This is a genomic window from Pararhodobacter sp. CCB-MM2 (assembly GCF_001691415.1).
In the GTDB taxonomy this organism is placed as follows: Bacteria; Pseudomonadota; Alphaproteobacteria; order Rhodobacterales; family Rhodobacteraceae; genus Pararhodobacter.
In genome coordinates, this window is record NZ_LRRR01000016.1 from 1 (window position 1) to 14816 (window position 14816).

The 14816-nt window shown below is 66.7% G+C and carries 14 protein-coding genes and 1 pseudogene; 8 read left to right on the top strand and 7 right to left on the bottom strand.

Features of this window, described 5'->3' with window-relative positions:
* Positions 1-114 precede the first annotated feature (114 nt).
* Genes BCY78_RS15100 through BCY78_RS15125 form a run of 6 tightly spaced genes read right to left on the bottom strand, consistent with a single transcriptional unit; the run spans position 115 to position 6985 of the window.
* The gene (locus BCY78_RS15100) at positions 115-1410 is read right to left on the bottom strand and encodes an amidase (protein ID WP_068303548.1); all 1296 of its coding nucleotides are present in this window, start codon (positions 1408-1410) and stop codon (positions 115-117) included.
* Position 1411: 1 nt separating this feature from the next.
* Entirely contained in the window at positions 1412-2344 is a 933-nt protein-coding gene (locus BCY78_RS15105; protein WP_068303551.1) for a polysaccharide deacetylase family protein, read from the bottom strand.
* Positions 2341-3270: a polysaccharide deacetylase family protein gene (locus BCY78_RS15110; protein ID WP_068303554.1), complete on the bottom strand. Its 930-nt coding sequence runs from the start codon at positions 3268-3270 to the stop codon at positions 2341-2343. Before BCY78_RS15110 ends, BCY78_RS15105 begins: the two co-directional genes overlap by 4 nt.
* Positions 3271-3272: 2 nt before the next feature.
* The gene (locus BCY78_RS15115) at positions 3273-3944 is read right to left on the bottom strand and encodes an isochorismatase family protein (protein ID WP_068303557.1); all 672 of its coding nucleotides are present in this window, start codon (positions 3942-3944) and stop codon (positions 3273-3275) included.
* Positions 3945-3948: 4 nt separating this feature from the next.
* Positions 3949-4683 carry a VOC family protein gene (locus BCY78_RS15120; RefSeq protein ID WP_068303560.1) on the bottom strand — a complete coding sequence of 245 codons (735 nt, stop codon included), beginning with the start codon at positions 4681-4683 and terminating at the stop codon, positions 3949-3951.
* A 1-nt stretch (position 4684) separates the two neighbouring features.
* Complete coding sequence (locus BCY78_RS15125; RefSeq protein ID WP_068303563.1) at positions 4685-6985, bottom strand: molybdopterin-dependent oxidoreductase; 2301 nt, start codon at positions 6983-6985, stop codon at positions 4685-4687.
* A gap of 248 nt (positions 6986-7233) precedes the next feature.
* Here BCY78_RS15125 and BCY78_RS26315 point away from each other — a divergent pair.
* Positions 7234-7308 (top strand): annotated as a pseudogene (locus BCY78_RS26315) (hypothetical protein); the annotation flags it as partial.
* On the opposite strand, the gene BCY78_RS26015 reads toward BCY78_RS26315, so the two are convergent.
* Complete coding sequence (locus BCY78_RS26015; protein ID WP_233499416.1) at positions 7279-7431, bottom strand: hypothetical protein; 153 nt, start codon at positions 7429-7431, stop codon at positions 7279-7281. The pseudogene BCY78_RS26315 and the gene BCY78_RS26015 overlap by 30 nt on opposite strands.
* Between BCY78_RS26015 and BCY78_RS15130 the strand changes: the two genes are divergently transcribed.
* From BCY78_RS15130 to BCY78_RS15160, 7 genes are all read left to right on the top strand, one after another.
* A complete protein-coding gene (locus BCY78_RS15130; RefSeq protein WP_233499417.1) occupies positions 7414-8091 on the top strand; it encodes a LysR substrate-binding domain-containing protein in 678 nt (225 codons plus the stop codon). The two genes, BCY78_RS26015 and BCY78_RS15130, sit on opposite strands and share 18 nt — an antisense overlap.
* Positions 8092-8152: 61 nt before the next feature.
* Positions 8153-9484: an FAD-binding oxidoreductase gene (locus tag BCY78_RS15135; protein WP_068303569.1), complete on the top strand. Its 1332-nt coding sequence runs from the start codon at positions 8153-8155 to the stop codon at positions 9482-9484.
* 14 nt (positions 9485-9498) lie between these two features.
* Positions 9499-10341: a sulfurtransferase gene (locus BCY78_RS15140; RefSeq protein ID WP_083195074.1), complete on the top strand. Its 843-nt coding sequence runs from the start codon at positions 9499-9501 to the stop codon at positions 10339-10341.
* A complete protein-coding gene (gene metC / locus BCY78_RS15145) occupies positions 10338-11483 on the top strand; it encodes a cystathionine beta-lyase (protein ID WP_139103184.1) in 1146 nt (381 codons plus the stop codon). Before BCY78_RS15140 ends, metC begins: the two co-directional genes overlap by 4 nt.
* 258 nt (positions 11484-11741) lie before the next feature.
* The gene (locus tag BCY78_RS15150) at positions 11742-12836 is read left to right on the top strand and encodes an acyl-CoA dehydrogenase family protein (protein WP_068303574.1); all 1095 of its coding nucleotides are present in this window, start codon (positions 11742-11744) and stop codon (positions 12834-12836) included.
* Between the two features lie 11 nt (positions 12837-12847).
* Positions 12848-13627, top strand: a complete 780-nt coding sequence (locus tag BCY78_RS15155; protein ID WP_068303577.1) for an enoyl-CoA hydratase/isomerase family protein — start codon at positions 12848-12850, stop codon at positions 13625-13627.
* On the top strand, positions 13627-14811 hold the full coding sequence (locus BCY78_RS15160) for an acyl-CoA dehydrogenase family protein (protein ID WP_233499418.1): 1185 nt from the start codon (positions 13627-13629) through the stop codon (positions 14809-14811). The genes BCY78_RS15155 and BCY78_RS15160 overlap by 1 nt, the downstream gene beginning before the upstream one ends.
* Positions 14812-14816 lie beyond the last annotated feature (5 nt).

Genomic DNA, 14816 nt, shown 5'->3' on the forward strand with positions numbered 1-14816 from the left:
GCCCTTGCGGGGGCGGACGGGGGTGGGAGCAACCCCGTCCGCCAGGGGTGCCCGCCGGGGAGGAGGCGGGCGGTTTGCGCGCGGCTTTTCAGGGAGGGGCCGCGCGCGAAAATCTCATTGCGGCCTCATCGGGGCCTGCGACAGAAGTGACCCAAGCTGCCCGGCGAGGGCGATCAGGCGGCGGTCGGAATAGCGGGGGCCGGTCAGCGTCAGACCCACGGGCAGGCCCTGCGGCCCGGTCAGGCCCGGCACGTTGACGCATGGCATGTGCAGCAGTGTCCAGATCCGGTTGAAGGTCGCGGCGCCGGTGTTCTCGGGGCCTACGGGGGCCTCGCCGGCGGTCGAGGGGGTCAGCACCGCGTCGAAGGGCGCGGCGAGGCGGTCGAACTCGGCCCGGCAGGCGGCGGCGAGGTCCAGCGCGGCCAGCAGATCGGCGCGGCTGTCGCCCTTCTCGTTTTTCAGGATCGAGACCATTTCTGGGTAAAGCGCCTCGCCCAGCTCGCGGTATTCGGCAAGGAAGGACACCCGCATCTCGGCCTGCATGATGATGCGATGCGCCTCGGTCAGCCCGTCGAAGGCGGGGGGCAGGTCCAGCACGCGGATCTCGGCGCCGGCAGCGCGCAGGCGGGCCTCGGCCTCGGCCATCGCAGCCACTGTCGCCGGCTCCGCCTTGTCCCAGACCGGGCTGCGGCAGATTGCGATCGTCGCGCCCTGCAGCGATGCCGGAGCGGGCACGTCTTCGATGCCGAAGACCTCGGCCAGCAGGTCCAGATCTTCGGCGGACCGGGCGTACCAGCCGAGCGTGTCGAAGCTGGCCGCGCAGACCTTGAAGCCTTCGTGGCTGACGAGGTTCCACGTCGGTTTGATCGCATAGACGCCGCAATAGGATGCGGGCCGGATCACCGAGCCGCCCGTTTGCGTGCCGAGCGACACCGGCACCTGACCATCCGCCACCGCCGCGGCCGAACCGGACGACGAGCCACCCGGCGTGCGGGTCAGGTCATGCGGGTTCATCGTGGCGGCGCGGCGGCCGTTCACGGCGAATTCCACTGTGTCGAGTTTGCCCATCATCACCGCGCCCGCCTTGCGCAGCATCGCCACAGCGGCGGCGTCGATATTCGGCCAATGATCCTGGAAATGCGGCGAGTTGAAGCTTGTCGGCATCTCCTCGGTGTACAGGATGTCCTTCACCCCCACCGGCAGCCCGTGCAGGGGGCCGGGCGTCGCGTCCTCGGCCCGAGCCAGCGCCGCCTCGGGGTCGAGGTGCGTCCAGGCGCGGACCTCGGCATCGCGCGCGCGCCAGCGGTCAAGGCAGGCGTCCATCAGCGCGACGGGCGTCAGATCGCCCGCCTCGATGAGGGCCAGCGCCTCGCGCGCGGTCAGCCAGTTGGGGGAGAGGGAGGTGGTCATGTCAGGCGATCCCGAGGGCGTCCCATTGCGAGCGGATCTCTTCGCCCGTGGCCGAGGCGACACCGTCGGCGGCCAAGAACCGACCCAGCAGCCGGTCGAGCGCATCAATGCGACCGGGCTGGGCGATGATCCAGGGCGAGAGCGACAGCGACAGGATGCGCCCGCCGCGCAGACGGCTTTCGTCCAGCAGCACGTCGAAGGCGGCGTCGAGCTGATACTCGTAATCGTCGATCGGCATGTTTTGTAGCCCGAGGATCTTGTGATCCGACAGGTCGTAGCTCAGCGGCAGATGGGTCAGATCCCCGGCGCGGGTGTGGAAGGCATAGGGCAGATCGTCGTTGATCCAGTCGCACAGGTATTTCGCGCCCGCATCGGCCACCAGATCGGGGGTCAGGGCGGATTGCGAATGGGACGGCGAATGCCAGCCGGTCACGGCTTGACCCGAGGCCGCACGGAGCGTGGCGAAGGCCTCGGTCACGAGAGCCTTCTCCACCTCCTCGGTGAGCTGCGAATGGTGCAGATGCCCCATGTCGACGCCCGCCGCCGCGACTTCCCAACCGCGTTTGACGATTTCCTGCATCAGATACGGATAGCGCGGGGCGAGCGCCGAGTTCATCGCCGCCGTCGCCTTCACGCCGTGCTTGTCCAGCACCTTGAACAGCCGCTCGATGCCGACGCGGTTGCCATAATCGCGCGTCGAATAATCCCAGACGGAAGGGTAGGGCCGGTCCATGCCGCCGATGGGCTTCACCGGGCTTGCCGGCATGTCCATCGGGAAATGTTCCAGATGCACGGTCGCCCAGACCAGCAGCGTCTTGCCGCCCTGCCATTGGAACGCCGGCACGTCGCGCAGATAGCGCGCGGCATAGCGGTCGTGGTCCATGCCCTTCTTGCGCAGCGGATAGTCGAAATAGCTGTCGGGGATCAGGCTCATGCCGGCTGCTCCGGGTTGAACGGCTTCATCCAGTCGGTGAAGCTGTCGTAGTAATTGGCCTCGAAATGCGCGGCGATCTCGCGCCCGGTCGCCAGCCACACCTTGTCGTGGCCAGTGACGTATTTCAGGGCTTCATCAAGGATATGCAGCCGGTGCGGCTGGCCGATCAGATAGGGGTGGAGCGGGACGCACATGACGGTGCCCGACTCCTCGCCCTCGGCATAGAGCCGGTCGAAATGGGTCTTGATGATCTCGAGGTAGTTCTTCGGCGAGATGTTCTTGAAGTTCAGCACCGGCACGTCGTTGCATTCCATCATGTAGGGAACGCTGACCAGACGGTTCTTGCTGCGGGTTTTCACCGGCATTGGCTGATCGTCATGGAACAGATCGAGCGTGTATTTGATGCCTTCCTCGGCCAGCAGATCCTGCGTCGTCTCGCCGTTCGAGATGGCAGGGCTCAGCCAGCCGTCCAGATCCTGACCCGAGGCGCGTTTGATCGTCTCGCGCGACTGGCGGATGATCTCACGCTGCTGGTCCTCGGTCATGTTGTAGAGGTAGCGGGTGTTGTAGACGCCGTGCGAGAACAGTTCCCACTCCAGCTCGCAGCAGCGTTCGATGATCTCGGGGAAGTGGTCGCAGACCGCCACGTTCAGCGAGACCGAGCCGCGCACGCCGTATTTCGCCATGACATCGGCCATGCGGTCGAAGCCGACGCGGTTGCCGTAGTCGCGCATCGAATAGTTCAGGATGTCGGGCTCAGGCCGGTACCAGACCGCACGGGTGGGCGAGGGCGGCGGGGCGAGTTCGTAGAACTCGATGTTCGGGGCCACCCAGAAGGCCACGCGGGCGCCGTTCGGCCATTCGATCTTCGGGCGGCCGGCATAGGGGGCGTGGTCATAGGCGAAGGGTTCGCGCCATTGCGTCATGGTCAGGACTCCTCGGCGCGCGCGGCCAGCTGGGCGAGAACCTCGTCCAAGGGCTTCACGTCGCCGTATTTGAAGGCAATGTCATAGAGGTTGGCGTAATGCGCGCCCTCCTCGCGGTCGGCGACCGTCTCTTCGGGGACGCAGACATGGTAGCCCAGCGACAGGGCGTCCATCACCGTGCCGCGCACGCAGCCCGAGGTCGCGCCGCCGGTGATGATCACCGTGTCGACCCGGTGCCAGTTCAGGTAGCTGGTCAGATGGGTCTCGAAAAAGCACGACGACATGCGCTTGTGCAGCTTCAGGTCGCCCTCCAGCACCTCAAGACGCGGGTCGATCTGCGCCTGCGGGTTGTCATGGCCGACCTTGTGCAGCGCCCATTCCGTGGTGCTGAGGCGCGACCACATGCCGGCGTCCGAGCCGTCCGGCAGATAGGCGACATAGCCCCAGACCACCGGCCCGCCGAGCTTGCGCACCGCCGCGGCCAGCGCATTCACGCCCTCGAACTGGCGCGGATGGCCGTCATAGGCGGTAGGAAAATTGGCCGTATCAGTATAGCGGCGCTGCAGATCCACGTTGATCAGCGCGATCTTCTGGCCCAGACCGCGTTCCGGCACGCGCGGATTGGCCTTGTAATCAAGGTAGATCTGCTTCGAGGTCTTGTCGGTGGGCAGCATCGGCTCAGTCCCGGACCATGCTCAGGGGCGCGCCATGCGACAGCGCCAGATCGAAGTCGCGCGCCTCACCGCCCGAGAGCACGGCCTTGACCATGCCCCCGCCGGCGCGGGCCTGCGGCGCGTCGAGCGGCAGGATCTCGACCCAGCTTGCGCCGAAATCGTAATGGCCGGGCGCGGTTTCCGTTCCGCCGAGCGCCGCCAGCGTCTTGCCCACGATCGCCGCATCAGCGGTGGAGATCGTCAGGCCCACGAGGCCCGTCGCACCATTCACATGCGGCACCGGCGCGGGGATGCGGGCCGAGCGGCCCTCGACGTCCGAGACGACGAAGGGCAGCGAGACATCGCCCTCGGCGCCCCAGCCGCACATCAGCAACTCCAGCGCCCAGCGGCTGCCATCGGCGATCACGTTCGACACCGGCACCGGGCCGCGGTTGGGCAGACCGGCGGCGCTCAGCGCCTCGGCGGTGGCTTGCGCCGAGGGAACGGTGAAGCTCCAATCCGCCCAGCCTTCGCCGGCTTCCAGGACGCCGCCCAGACGGTGCGAGGCCTGCGCCTCGGCCGAGGTGAAGGCGGTCAGCAGGATGTAGCTGCCGTCATCGAAGCAGACGAACTTGAATTCGGTCTTGCCGTGCTCGGTATCCGCGCGTTCGAGGATCGAGAAGCCCATTGCCGCGAAATCGGCGGCAGCGGCATCGAGGTCGTTCACGAGCAGGACGAAATGGTCGAAGGGAAGGGACACGTCAGGCTTCTTTTTTGGCTGTGATGACAGGAGGCTGCGTCACGCGCAGCGGAGGCAGGGGGGCGTCGTGGCGCGCGACCTGCACAAGACAGGATTGCGCGGAACAGCCCTGTCCCAATTCCGAGGTGCCGATATCGCGGGTCAGCACATTGGGGTTCGAGGACCGATCGGTCATGCCGTCCGGATCATAGGTCGCGCCGGTCGGCAGCAGGACGACGCCCGGCATCACACCCGCGTCGATCTGGGCGATGGCGAAGCAGGCGCCACGGGCGTTGAACACACGCAGCACGTCGCCGTCCTTGATGCCGCGCGCCTCGGCATCGGCCGGGTTCAGCTGCAGCCGCTCACGGTCCTGCACCTTGCCCTCGCGCGAGTAGCTGGAGAAATCCATCTGCCCGTGCAGCTTGCGCGGCGGCTGCGGGGTCAGCAGATGCAAGGGGGCGTCGGACGTGGCGGTGCCGAGCCATTCCTCGGGGTCCAGCCAGCAGGGGTGGCCGGGCTGGCCGGGTTCGGCAGCGGCGAGGGCCGAGTAGAGCTCGATCTTGCCCGAGGGCGTCGAGAGGGGATGCGCCAGCGGGTCAGCGCGGAAGTCGGACAGCATGACGTAATCTTCGGTGGGCTCGGGCATCTTCAGATAGCCCTGATCCCAGAAATCCTGAAACTCCGGCACGTTGATCCCGCGCGACGCCAGACGGCCCGAGATCTTCTCCCAAGCCCAGCCCAGCCAGTCGGCACTGCTGCGGCCTTCGGTGAAGGTCTCGCCATTGCCCAGACGCTCGGCCAGCGCGGCGAAGATGTCGTAATCGTCCTTCGCGCCGGCATAGGGCTCGACGACCTTGTGCATCGCCAGCAGGAACCGATCGCGCGAGGCGCCGCCGATGTCCTCGCGCTCCAGCGTCACCGTGGTCGGCAGGACGATGTCGGCATGCCGCGCGGTCGAGGTCCAGTAGCCCTCATTGACGATGATCGTCTCGGGCTGGCGGAAGGCCTCGCGCAGGCGGTTCAGATCCTGATGGTGGTGGAACGGGTTGCCGCCGGCCCAATAGACCAGCTTGATCTCGGGATAGGTCCGGGTCTCGCCGTCATAGCGGTAGTCCGCACCCGGATTGAGCAGCATGTCCGAGACGCGGGCGCAGGGGATCGACAGGCCGGTCGAATTCTTCAGTCCCGGCAGGCCGGCGAGCGGCGTCTTGTAGTCGGGATTGCCCATCGCGTTGGAGGAGCCGTAGCCGAAGGCGAAACCGCCACCCGGCAGGCCGACCTGCCCCAGAACGCAGGCCAGCGCGATGGCGGCCCAGTACGGCTGTTCGCCGTGGCGCGAGCGTTGCAGCGACCAGTTCAGCGCGACCATCACCCGTTTGCCGGGCAGGGAAAGCGCAAGGTCGCGGATCTGATCGGCCGGAATGCCGGTGATCTCGGCCGCCCATTCGGGGGTCTTCGCCACGCCGTCCGACTTGCCCGACAGATAGTCGAGATAGGGCTGCGCGTCGTTGACATGCGAGGCGAGGAAGGCCGTTTCCGCCTTGCCCTCGGCCACCACCACCTGCGTCAGCGCCATGATGAGGGCCGCATCGGTATTGGGGCGCACCGGCAGCCATTCGACTCCGAACTGATCCTCGATATCCTTGCGATAGGGCGAGACGTTGATCGTGCGCACGCGCCCACCGTCTTGGCCGGTGACGCCCGCCATGAAGCCGTCGTAACGGTGTTCGCCAATGCCGCCCGACTGGATCTCCCAGTTCTTCGCAGGCAGACCCCCGAAGGCGAGGAAGATGTCGGTATTCTCGCGGATCGAGGCCAGCGAGGTGACGGACGAGCCGATCATATTGTCGCCGACGATGCGCGGCAGGAAGGCCATTGCCGCGCCGTAGGAATAATTCGTCTCCTGATCCACATGCCCGCCGATCGCCGCGAAGAAGCGACGCACCAGCGTGCGGGCGTGGTGGATGCGGCCGGCGCTGGACCAGCCGTAGCTGCCGCCGAACAGCGCGCCGTTGCCGTGATCCCGACGCACGCGACCGATTTCACCGGCGACCAGATCCAGCGCCTCGTCCCAGTCGAGCTCGACATAGGAATCCTCGCCGCGCGCCGCGCCCTTGTCGCCCTCCAGCCAGCCCTTGCGGACCACCGGACGGGCCACGCGCAGGGGGTGATCCAGCATCTCGGGCCAGGCCTCGTTCATGCGCGAGGGGCGGGGATCATGCTCGAACGGATGCAGCGCGCGGACCTTGCCGTCCACGGTCTCGACGCGGAAGGCGCCCCAATGGGAGGCAGCGAGAGGGAGGGGTTTCGTCGAGGTCATGGGGCTGTCCGAATACGGAAGATGCGGCTGTGATGCCGGATTGAGGTCGACGCTAGGTCATAACATTTTGGCCGTCAACAACCCTATTGACGTGCCGACTGTTATGTAGGAATTTCATTTTACAGGCGCAGCTTCGTGCCTGTTTTTTGTGCATTCCTTCATCGTCCTGTTCCAAAGGAGAGCGGAATTTGAATCGCTTCAACGTCAGACAGATCGAGGCCTTCCGGGCCGTCATCACTCTTGGTGGTATGACCAAGGCTGCGGAATCATTGGGAATTTCCCAACCCGCTGTGTCACGTCTGATGGTCGATTTCCAAGAAGCGGTCGGATTCAAGCTGTTCCGGCGCTCGCGCGGGGGTGCTGAACCAACAGACGATGCCCGCCGTCTTTTTCAGCTTGTCGACAAATTCTTCGTCGGGCTCGAAGAGATGAATCAGGAAGTCCACGCCATCCGCTCGCTCGCCAGCGGGTCGGTCACCGTGGCGGCGATGGGCCCCTATGACAACGGTCTGATCCCCGAGGTCGTCGCCGGTTTTCGCCAGCGTTACCCGGATATTGCGATCCGTCTTGAAAGCCAGCCGCAGGACCGCGTGGGCGAATGGGTCGCCTCGCGCCGGGCCGATATCGGCATCGTCTCGCTGCCCATCGCCAATGGTGCGCTGAGCGTGCAGGAGCTGGTGAAGATGCCCGCGCTCTGCGTCGTGCCCGCCGGTCACGCGCTGGCCGCGAAGGAGACGATTCGCGCCGAGGATCTGTCCGACGAAAGCTTCGTCAGCTTCCCGCGCGGCGCGCCCTTCCGCTTCGAGACCGACATGCTGTTCGAGAAAAAGGGCGTCGAGCGGCGGATGCTGACCGAGGCCACGACGCATGAAGCGGTGTGCAACCTCGTGGCGGCGGGCCTCGGCGTGTCGATCGTCAGCCCCTTCTCGCCCCATCTGCGGCGCAACCCGCGCCTCGAATTCCGCCCCTTCCTCCCCGCCATGCCGATCACCCTCGGCATGGTCTCGGGCGAGGACTCCCTCTCGGTCGCGGCTCAGGCGTTCCACGATTTCATTCTGGAACAGACCGAGTCCTACAAGGCCTCGCTGGCCATGGCCGCGCGCTGATCACTCCCTCCCGACCATGGCCGCGACCCTCCCCCCGCCGGCCCCTTAGCAGGATCCTCCCATGAACGCAGAAACCTCCTTCACCCACGACTTCGATGTCGTCCCGCGCGAGACCGAGGTGGTCATCGTCGGCGGCGGCATCGTCGGCGTCTGTACCGCGCTGTCGCTGGCGCAGCGGGGCATCCCGGTCGTGCTGTGCGAAAAAGGCACGCTGGGCGAGGAGCAATCCGGCCGCAACTGGGGCTGGGTGCGCAAGATGGGCCGCGACCCGCGCGAAGTGCCGCTGATGCAGCACGCGATGAAGCTGTGGGGCAACATGACGCCCACGGTCGGCGCCGATGTCGGCTTCCGGGTCCGCGGCATCACCTATTTCGTCAACGAAGAGAAGGACCTCGTCCGTTACGAGGCCTGGATGAAAGAGGTCGAGAAATTCGGCATGGACACCCGCTGGGTGTCGAAATCCGAGATCAACTCCTTTGTCCCCGGCGCGACGCGTCAGTTCGGCGGCGGCCTGCACACGGCTTCCGACGGCTTCGCCGAGCCGCATCTGGCGACGAAGCTGATCGGCCGTGGTGCGGCCAAACTGGGCGCCAAGATCGTCGAGGGTTGCGCCGTGCGCGGCTTCGAGACCGAGGGCGGCCGCGTCACCGAGGTCGTGACCGAGAAGGGCCGCATCAAGTGCAAGCATGTGGTGCTGGCCGGCGGCATCTGGTCGTCGCTGTTTGCCCGCAGCGTCGATGTGAAGATGCCGCAGCTGAAGATGCTGAGCCAGGTGATGCGCACCCGTCCGATCGCCGGCGGTCCGCAGGGCTGTGGCTCGGGCCCCGGCTTCGGTTTCCGCGAGCGTCTGGACGGCGGCTACAACGTCGGCATGCGCTCGGCCCATGCGGTCGACATCGTGCCGGACAGCTTCCGCTACCTGAAGGATTACGTCCCGGCGCTGAAGAACGAATGGCGCGCGATGAAATTCCGCATCGGCAAGCGCACCTTCCAGGAGGTGATGATGGAGAAGGGCTGGAAGCTCGACGGCCGCTCGCCCTTCGAGAAATACCGCATCATGCGTCCCGAGCCGGGGCACAAGATCCTCGATCAGGCGACGATCAACATCAAACAGCTGTTCCCGCAGTTCAAGGACATGGTGGTGAACGAGCGCATGTCGGCCTGGATCGACGTGTCGCCCGATGCGATCCCGGTGATCTCGCCGGTCGAGGCGATCCCCGGCTTCTACATCTCCACCGGCTATTCGGGCCACGGCTTCGGCATCGCGCCGGGCGCGGGCCAGCTGATGGCCGAGTTGATCACCGGCGAGACGCCCTGCGTCGATCCGACCCCGTTCCGCCATTCGCGCTTCATCGACGGCTCGCAGATCGTCCATTGGCCGATCGGGTTCTGACCATGGGCGCGACGATGGACAACTTTCTTGTCGAGCCGGATTGGCTGCAGGCCCAGCTGGGGCAGGCCGATCTGGTGGTGCTCGATTGCTCGTGGTCGATCCCCGAGGCCGGGGTCGACAGCCGCGCCCAGTTCGAGGAACGCCACCTGCCCGGCGCGCGTTTCTTCGATCTCGATGCGGCCTCGGACGCCGGCAGCCCTTATGTGAACATGCTGCCGAGCCCGGAGCGTTTCGCCGAGGTGGCGGGCGCTTTGGGCATTGGGCCGGACACGCGGGTGGTGATCTATGATTCCAGCTACGTCTCGGCCCGCGTCTGGTGGATGTTCCGCCATTTCGGCCATGCCCACGTCGCCATCCTGAACGGCGGGTTGAAACGCTGGCTGGCCGAAGGGCGGCCGCTGGAGCAGGGGCCGGCCTCGATCCCCGCACCCGCGCTGTTCACCGCCCGGCCCGCTGAGGGCGCGGTGGCCGATTGGCGCGACGTGCAGGCGGCGCTGGCCTCTGGCAAGGCGACGGTGCTCGATGCGCGGACCTCCGAGCGGTTCACCGGCGCGCTGCCCTCGGGCTATCCGGGGGTTGCGGGCGGGCATATGCCGGGGGCGGTGAACCTGCCCTGGGGCAAGCTTCTGCCGCAATCGGGCGATTTCACCTTCGTCGCGCCGGACACCGCCGCCGAGCTGATCGAGGGCGTCGGTGTCGATCTGTCGAAGCCGGTGATCGCCACCTGTGGCTCGGGCGTGACTGCGGCGATCCTGCTGTTCCAGCTGGCGCGGGCGGGCAAGTCCGATGTCACCCTCTATGACGGCTCGTGGCACGAATGGGGCCAGCGCGACGATCTTCCGAAGGAAAGCCTATGAAATCCGACACTTTGCTGGTGTCCGCCGGACGCGCCCATGGCAATGCGGTACCGGTCAACCCGCCGGTTGTGCGCGCCTCGACCTTCCTGTTCGACAGCCTCGCGGCGTTTCAGGCGGCGGGCAAGACCCCGTTCGACGGCCCGTTCTACGGCCGCGTCGGCACGCCCACGACCTTCGCCTTCGAGGACGCGATCTGCGCGCTGGAAGCCGGGCATCGGTCGATCGCCACGGCCTCGGGGCTGGCCGCGATTTCGGCCACATTGATGGCTTTCGCCGAGACCGGCGCGCATATCCTCGTGGTCGACACGGTCTATGAGCCGGTGCGCCGCTTCTGCAACCGGACCCTGAAGCGCATGGGGGTGGAGACCACTTACTACGACCCCACCCTGGGCGCCGGCATCGCCGATCTGATCCGCCCCGAGACGACACTGATCTATCTGGAAAGCCCCGGCTCCGGCACGTTCGAAGTGCAGGATCTGCAAGCCATCGTCGCCGCCGCCAAGGCGCGCGGAGTAGCGACGGCGATCGATGCGACCTGGGCCACGCCCTTGCTGCTGAAGCCGCTGGCCTTGGGGATCGACGTATCGATCCACGCGGCGACCAAATATATCGTCGGCCATTCCGACGGCATGCTGGGCGTGATCACCACCAATGCGGCGGTGCATGACCGGGTGCGCGCGGCCTCGCAGGATCTGGGCAGCTGTGCCGGGGTCGAGGAATGCAACCTCGCACTGCGCGGCCTGCGCACCCTCGGCGTCCGGCTGGAGCGGCAAGGCGCAACGGCGCTGGCACTGGCCGAATGGCTGGAGACCCTGCCGCAGGTCGCCCGCGTGTTGCACCCTGCCCTGCCCTCCTTCCCCGGCCATGCGCTGTGGAAACGAGACTTCACCGGCGCCGCGGGTCTGTTCTCCGTCGAGCTTTCGGACCGGACCGACGGCGCCGCCGCGCGCTTCATCGACTCGCTGAAGCATTTCTCGGTCGGCTTCAGCTGGGGAGGGTTCGAGAGCCTCGTCCTGCCGATGCATCCTGAAAGCCGCTCGCTGGGCCTGTGGTCGGATCTGGGGCCGGTGATCCGGTTGCAGATCGGGCTGGAAGACCTTGAGGACCTGAAGGCCGATCTGGCTCAAGCCCTCGCAAAATGACGGCCATGGGCTGATCGACCCGGAATGGCGTCCCCGAAACGGGGCGCCTTTCACACTTGTGAAACTCTCTGCCCAGCATGCGATAGGTTTTGACAAAAACCGCCCCAAGCCGCCTCCTGTAGTCGGAGAGCGCGGCATTCGCCCGCGGGGGAGGACAATCGGCATTCGGGGCGCGATCGCACAAGGTGCGACGACGATCCTCTATTGCCCCGCCCCTGCAGGCCCGCGTTTCAACGCGATGCAACTGCCGGAGGCGCCATGCCCCTCATCCAACTCGACGACCCCGATTCCACGCTGGCGATGCTGCGCGACAGCGTCGCGGCGCTGGCCACCCGCGCCGATGGGCCCGCCACCTTCCGCCGCCGCCGCGCGGCGCAGGGCGATCTGGACCGCGCCACCTGGAGCGCCATGGCCGAGGCGGGCTTCCTCGCCCTGACCCTGCCCGAGGATATGGGCGGCATGGCGCTTGGCGATGCCGAGCTGACGGTGCTGGCCGAGGCCCTCGGCCGCGCCCTGCTGACCGAGCCTTTCGCCAATCTGGCGATCTTCCCGACCGCCCTGCTGCAAGCCCTGCCCCGGACCGATGCCAGGACCGAGCTGGCCATGGGCATCGGCAGCGGCGAGGCCATCGTGCCGGTCCTGTGGCAGGACGCACGCGGCGCCACCGCGCCCCTGACCCTGTCGGGCAGCCGGCTGAACGGCTCGGCCCACCTCGTGTCCGGCGCACTGTCGGCCACCGGTTTCCTTGCGCTGGCGCAGGACGGCGACGCGCTGGTGCTGCTGCATCTCGACGCCTCGGCCGAAGGGCTGCGCGTCACCACCCGGCCGGGCCTCGATGGGGCCGTGCTGGGCCAAGTGACGCTGCACGACACCCAAGCCGGTACGGAACTGGCGCGGGGGGCACCGGTGCAGGAGGCGCTCGACACCGCCATCGCCCGCACCCGCCTCGCACTGGCGGCAGAGCTCGCTGGCCTCGGCGCGCGGGCGCTGGAGATCACGGTCGAGTACACCTCGCAGCGGGTGCAGTTCGGCAAGACCATCGCCAGCTTTCAGGCGATCCAGCACCGGCTGGTGGACATGTGGGCCGAGGCCGAATTCGCCTGTTCCGCCTGCACCAACGCCGCCACCGCCCCCAGCGCTGAGCGTGCGCAGGCCGTGCTGGCCGCCAAGGCCCGAGCCGGTGACAGCGCCACCTCGATCACCCGGAAATCCATCCAACTGCATGGCGCGATGGGCTTCACCGACCAATGCGACATCGGCCTGTATCTGAAGCGCGCGATCACCCTGAACGCGACGCTGGGCCAACCCGAAGATCTCCGGCTGGCGTTCCTCGCTGCCGAACGCGTCGCCTGAAAGGACAGATGATGAGAAACGACCTGATCAAGACCGAGATCACCGACCACGTGGCCGTCATCACCATGGACGCGCCCCCCGTGAACGCCCAATCGCGCGCCTTCATGGAGGAACTGATCGAGGTCTTCGACGAACTCAATGAAACCCCCGGCGTGCGCTGCGTCGTGCTGACCGGCAACGGCAAATGCTTCTCGGCGGGCGCGGACATCAAGTCGCGCGCCAAGGTCGCCGATGGCGAGCCGGGCGACACCTACCGCCACCTGCGCCGCGCGCGGGAGGTGGGCTTCGTCATCATGGAGATGAACGTCCCCGTCATCGCCGCCGTGAACGGCCCGGCCTTGGGTGCGGGCATGGGGCTGGCGATCTGTTCGGACATGATCGTGGCCTCGACCAACGCGGTGTTCGGCCTGCCCGAGATCGACATCGGCCTGATGGGCGGTGTGCGTCACACGATGCGTGTGTTCCCGATGTCGCTGACCCGCCGCATGGTGCTGACCGGCTGGCGCGTCCCGGCGGCGGAACTCTATCGTCGCGGCCTGATCGAAGCCTGCGTCGAACCTGATGAGCTGATGCCGACCGCGATGGAACTGGCGCGCAACATCGCCTCGAAAAGCCCCGCCGCGATCCGTCTGGCCAAGCGCGCGCTCAACACCGTCGAGACGATGGGTCTGAAGGACGGCTACCGCTTCGAGCAGAACCTGACGGTCGAGATGACCCGCCATCCCCACAGCAAGGAAGCCATGCGCGCCTTCATGGAGAAGCGCCCCGCCGTCTTCGGGGACGACCTGTGATGCTGACACAAGCGATGCCCGAACAGCAGGATTGGAACGCGCTGACGGACGAAGACTTCCGCGCGATCTTCCGCGACTGGGTCGATCAGAACTGCCCCGCCCATCTGCGCTTCATGCGCAAGCAGCGCCCGGTCTTCGACGAGGTGGCGGAATGGTATCACGCTCTCGCGCGCAAGGGCTGGCTCTCGCCGGTCTGGCCGCAGGAATATGGCGGGATGGGGCTGAATGCCGCGAAGCACATTGTTTACGTTGAGGAATGGGCGCGCCTTGGCTGCCCGCGCATCCCCGACCACGGCATCGGCCTGACCGGGCCCTTGCTGATCGAATTCGGCACCGAGGAGCAGAAGGACTTCTTCCTGCCGCGCATCCTGTCGGGCGAACATGTCTGGTCGCAGGGCTATTCCGAACCCAACGCGGGCTCGGATCTGGCGTCCTTGCGGACCTCGGCGGTGCGCGACGGGGATGAGTTCATCATCAACGGCCAGAAGATCTGGACCACGCTCGCGCATTGCGCGAATTGGATCCTGTTGCTCGCACGGACGGACAAGGAGGCCGCGAAGCCGCAGAACGGGATCACCGTGCTGCTGGTGGATCTGACCTCGCCCGGTGTGGTCGTGCGCACCATCCCCAACTTGCGCGAGGAGGCCGATTTCTGCGAGGTCTTCTTCGACAACGTTCGCGTGCCCGCCAAGAACGTCGTGGGCGAGGTCAACGCGGGCTGGGCCTTGGCGAAGGCCGTGCTGGGCCATGAGCGCATCTTCCTCGGCGCGCCCTCGCGTCCGGAATACGCGCTGACCCGGCTGGAGATGCTGGCCGAAGATCGCGGCGCCTTTGACGATCCCGCCTTCTGCTCGCGCTACGCTAAGCTGCGGCTCGATCTCTACGACCTCGGCTCGGCCTTCGAGCGCTTCGCCAAGGTCCTGCGCGAAGGCGGCACCTTGGGCGCGGATGTCTCGGTATTGAAGCTGTTCTGCACCGAACTCTATCAGCGCATCACCGAGGAAACGCTGGCCGTCGCCGGCGAAGAGGCCCGGTTCTATGACGACCTGCCCTTGGGCGACGGCGGCCATGTCGACGCGATGAACCTGTTCCTCGATGCCCGCGCGCCGGCGATCTTCGGCGGCTCGAACGAGATCCAGCGCAACATCCTTGCCAAGGCCGTGCTCGGCCTGCCCTCACGGTGAGCGCC

What these genes read in the sequence shown, in the direction of transcription:
- BCY78_RS15100 (WP_068303548.1), bottom strand. Translation starts at nt 1,410, where the DNA reads ATGACCACCTCCCTCTCCCCCAACTGGCTGACCGCGCGCGAGGCGCTG.
- BCY78_RS15105 (WP_068303551.1), bottom strand. Translation starts at nt 2,344, where the DNA reads ATGAGCCTGATCCCCGACAGCTATTTCGACTATCCGCTGCGCAAGAAG.
- BCY78_RS15110 (WP_068303554.1), bottom strand. Translation starts at nt 3,270, where the DNA reads ATGACGCAATGGCGCGAACCCTTCGCCTATGACCACGCCCCCTATGCC.
- BCY78_RS15115 (WP_068303557.1), bottom strand. Translation starts at nt 3,944, where the DNA reads ATGCTGCCCACCGACAAGACCTCGAAGCAGATCTACCTTGATTACAAG.
- BCY78_RS15125 (WP_068303563.1), bottom strand. Translation starts at nt 6,985, where the DNA reads ATGACCTCGACGAAACCCCTCCCTCTCGCTGCCTCCCATTGGGGCGCC.
- BCY78_RS15130 (WP_233499417.1), top strand. Translation starts at nt 7,414, where the DNA reads ATGAATCAGGAAGTCCACGCCATCCGCTCGCTCGCCAGCGGGTCGGTC.
- BCY78_RS15135 (WP_068303569.1), top strand. Translation starts at nt 8,153, where the DNA reads ATGAACGCAGAAACCTCCTTCACCCACGACTTCGATGTCGTCCCGCGC.
- BCY78_RS15140 (WP_083195074.1), top strand. Translation starts at nt 9,499, where the DNA reads ATGGACAACTTTCTTGTCGAGCCGGATTGGCTGCAGGCCCAGCTGGGG.
- metC (WP_139103184.1), top strand. Translation starts at nt 10,338, where the DNA reads ATGAAATCCGACACTTTGCTGGTGTCCGCCGGACGCGCCCATGGCAAT.
- BCY78_RS15150 (WP_068303574.1), top strand. Translation starts at nt 11,742, where the DNA reads ATGCCCCTCATCCAACTCGACGACCCCGATTCCACGCTGGCGATGCTG.
- BCY78_RS15155 (WP_068303577.1), top strand. Translation starts at nt 12,848, where the DNA reads ATGAGAAACGACCTGATCAAGACCGAGATCACCGACCACGTGGCCGTC.
- BCY78_RS15160 (WP_233499418.1), top strand. Translation starts at nt 13,627, where the DNA reads ATGCTGACACAAGCGATGCCCGAACAGCAGGATTGGAACGCGCTGACG.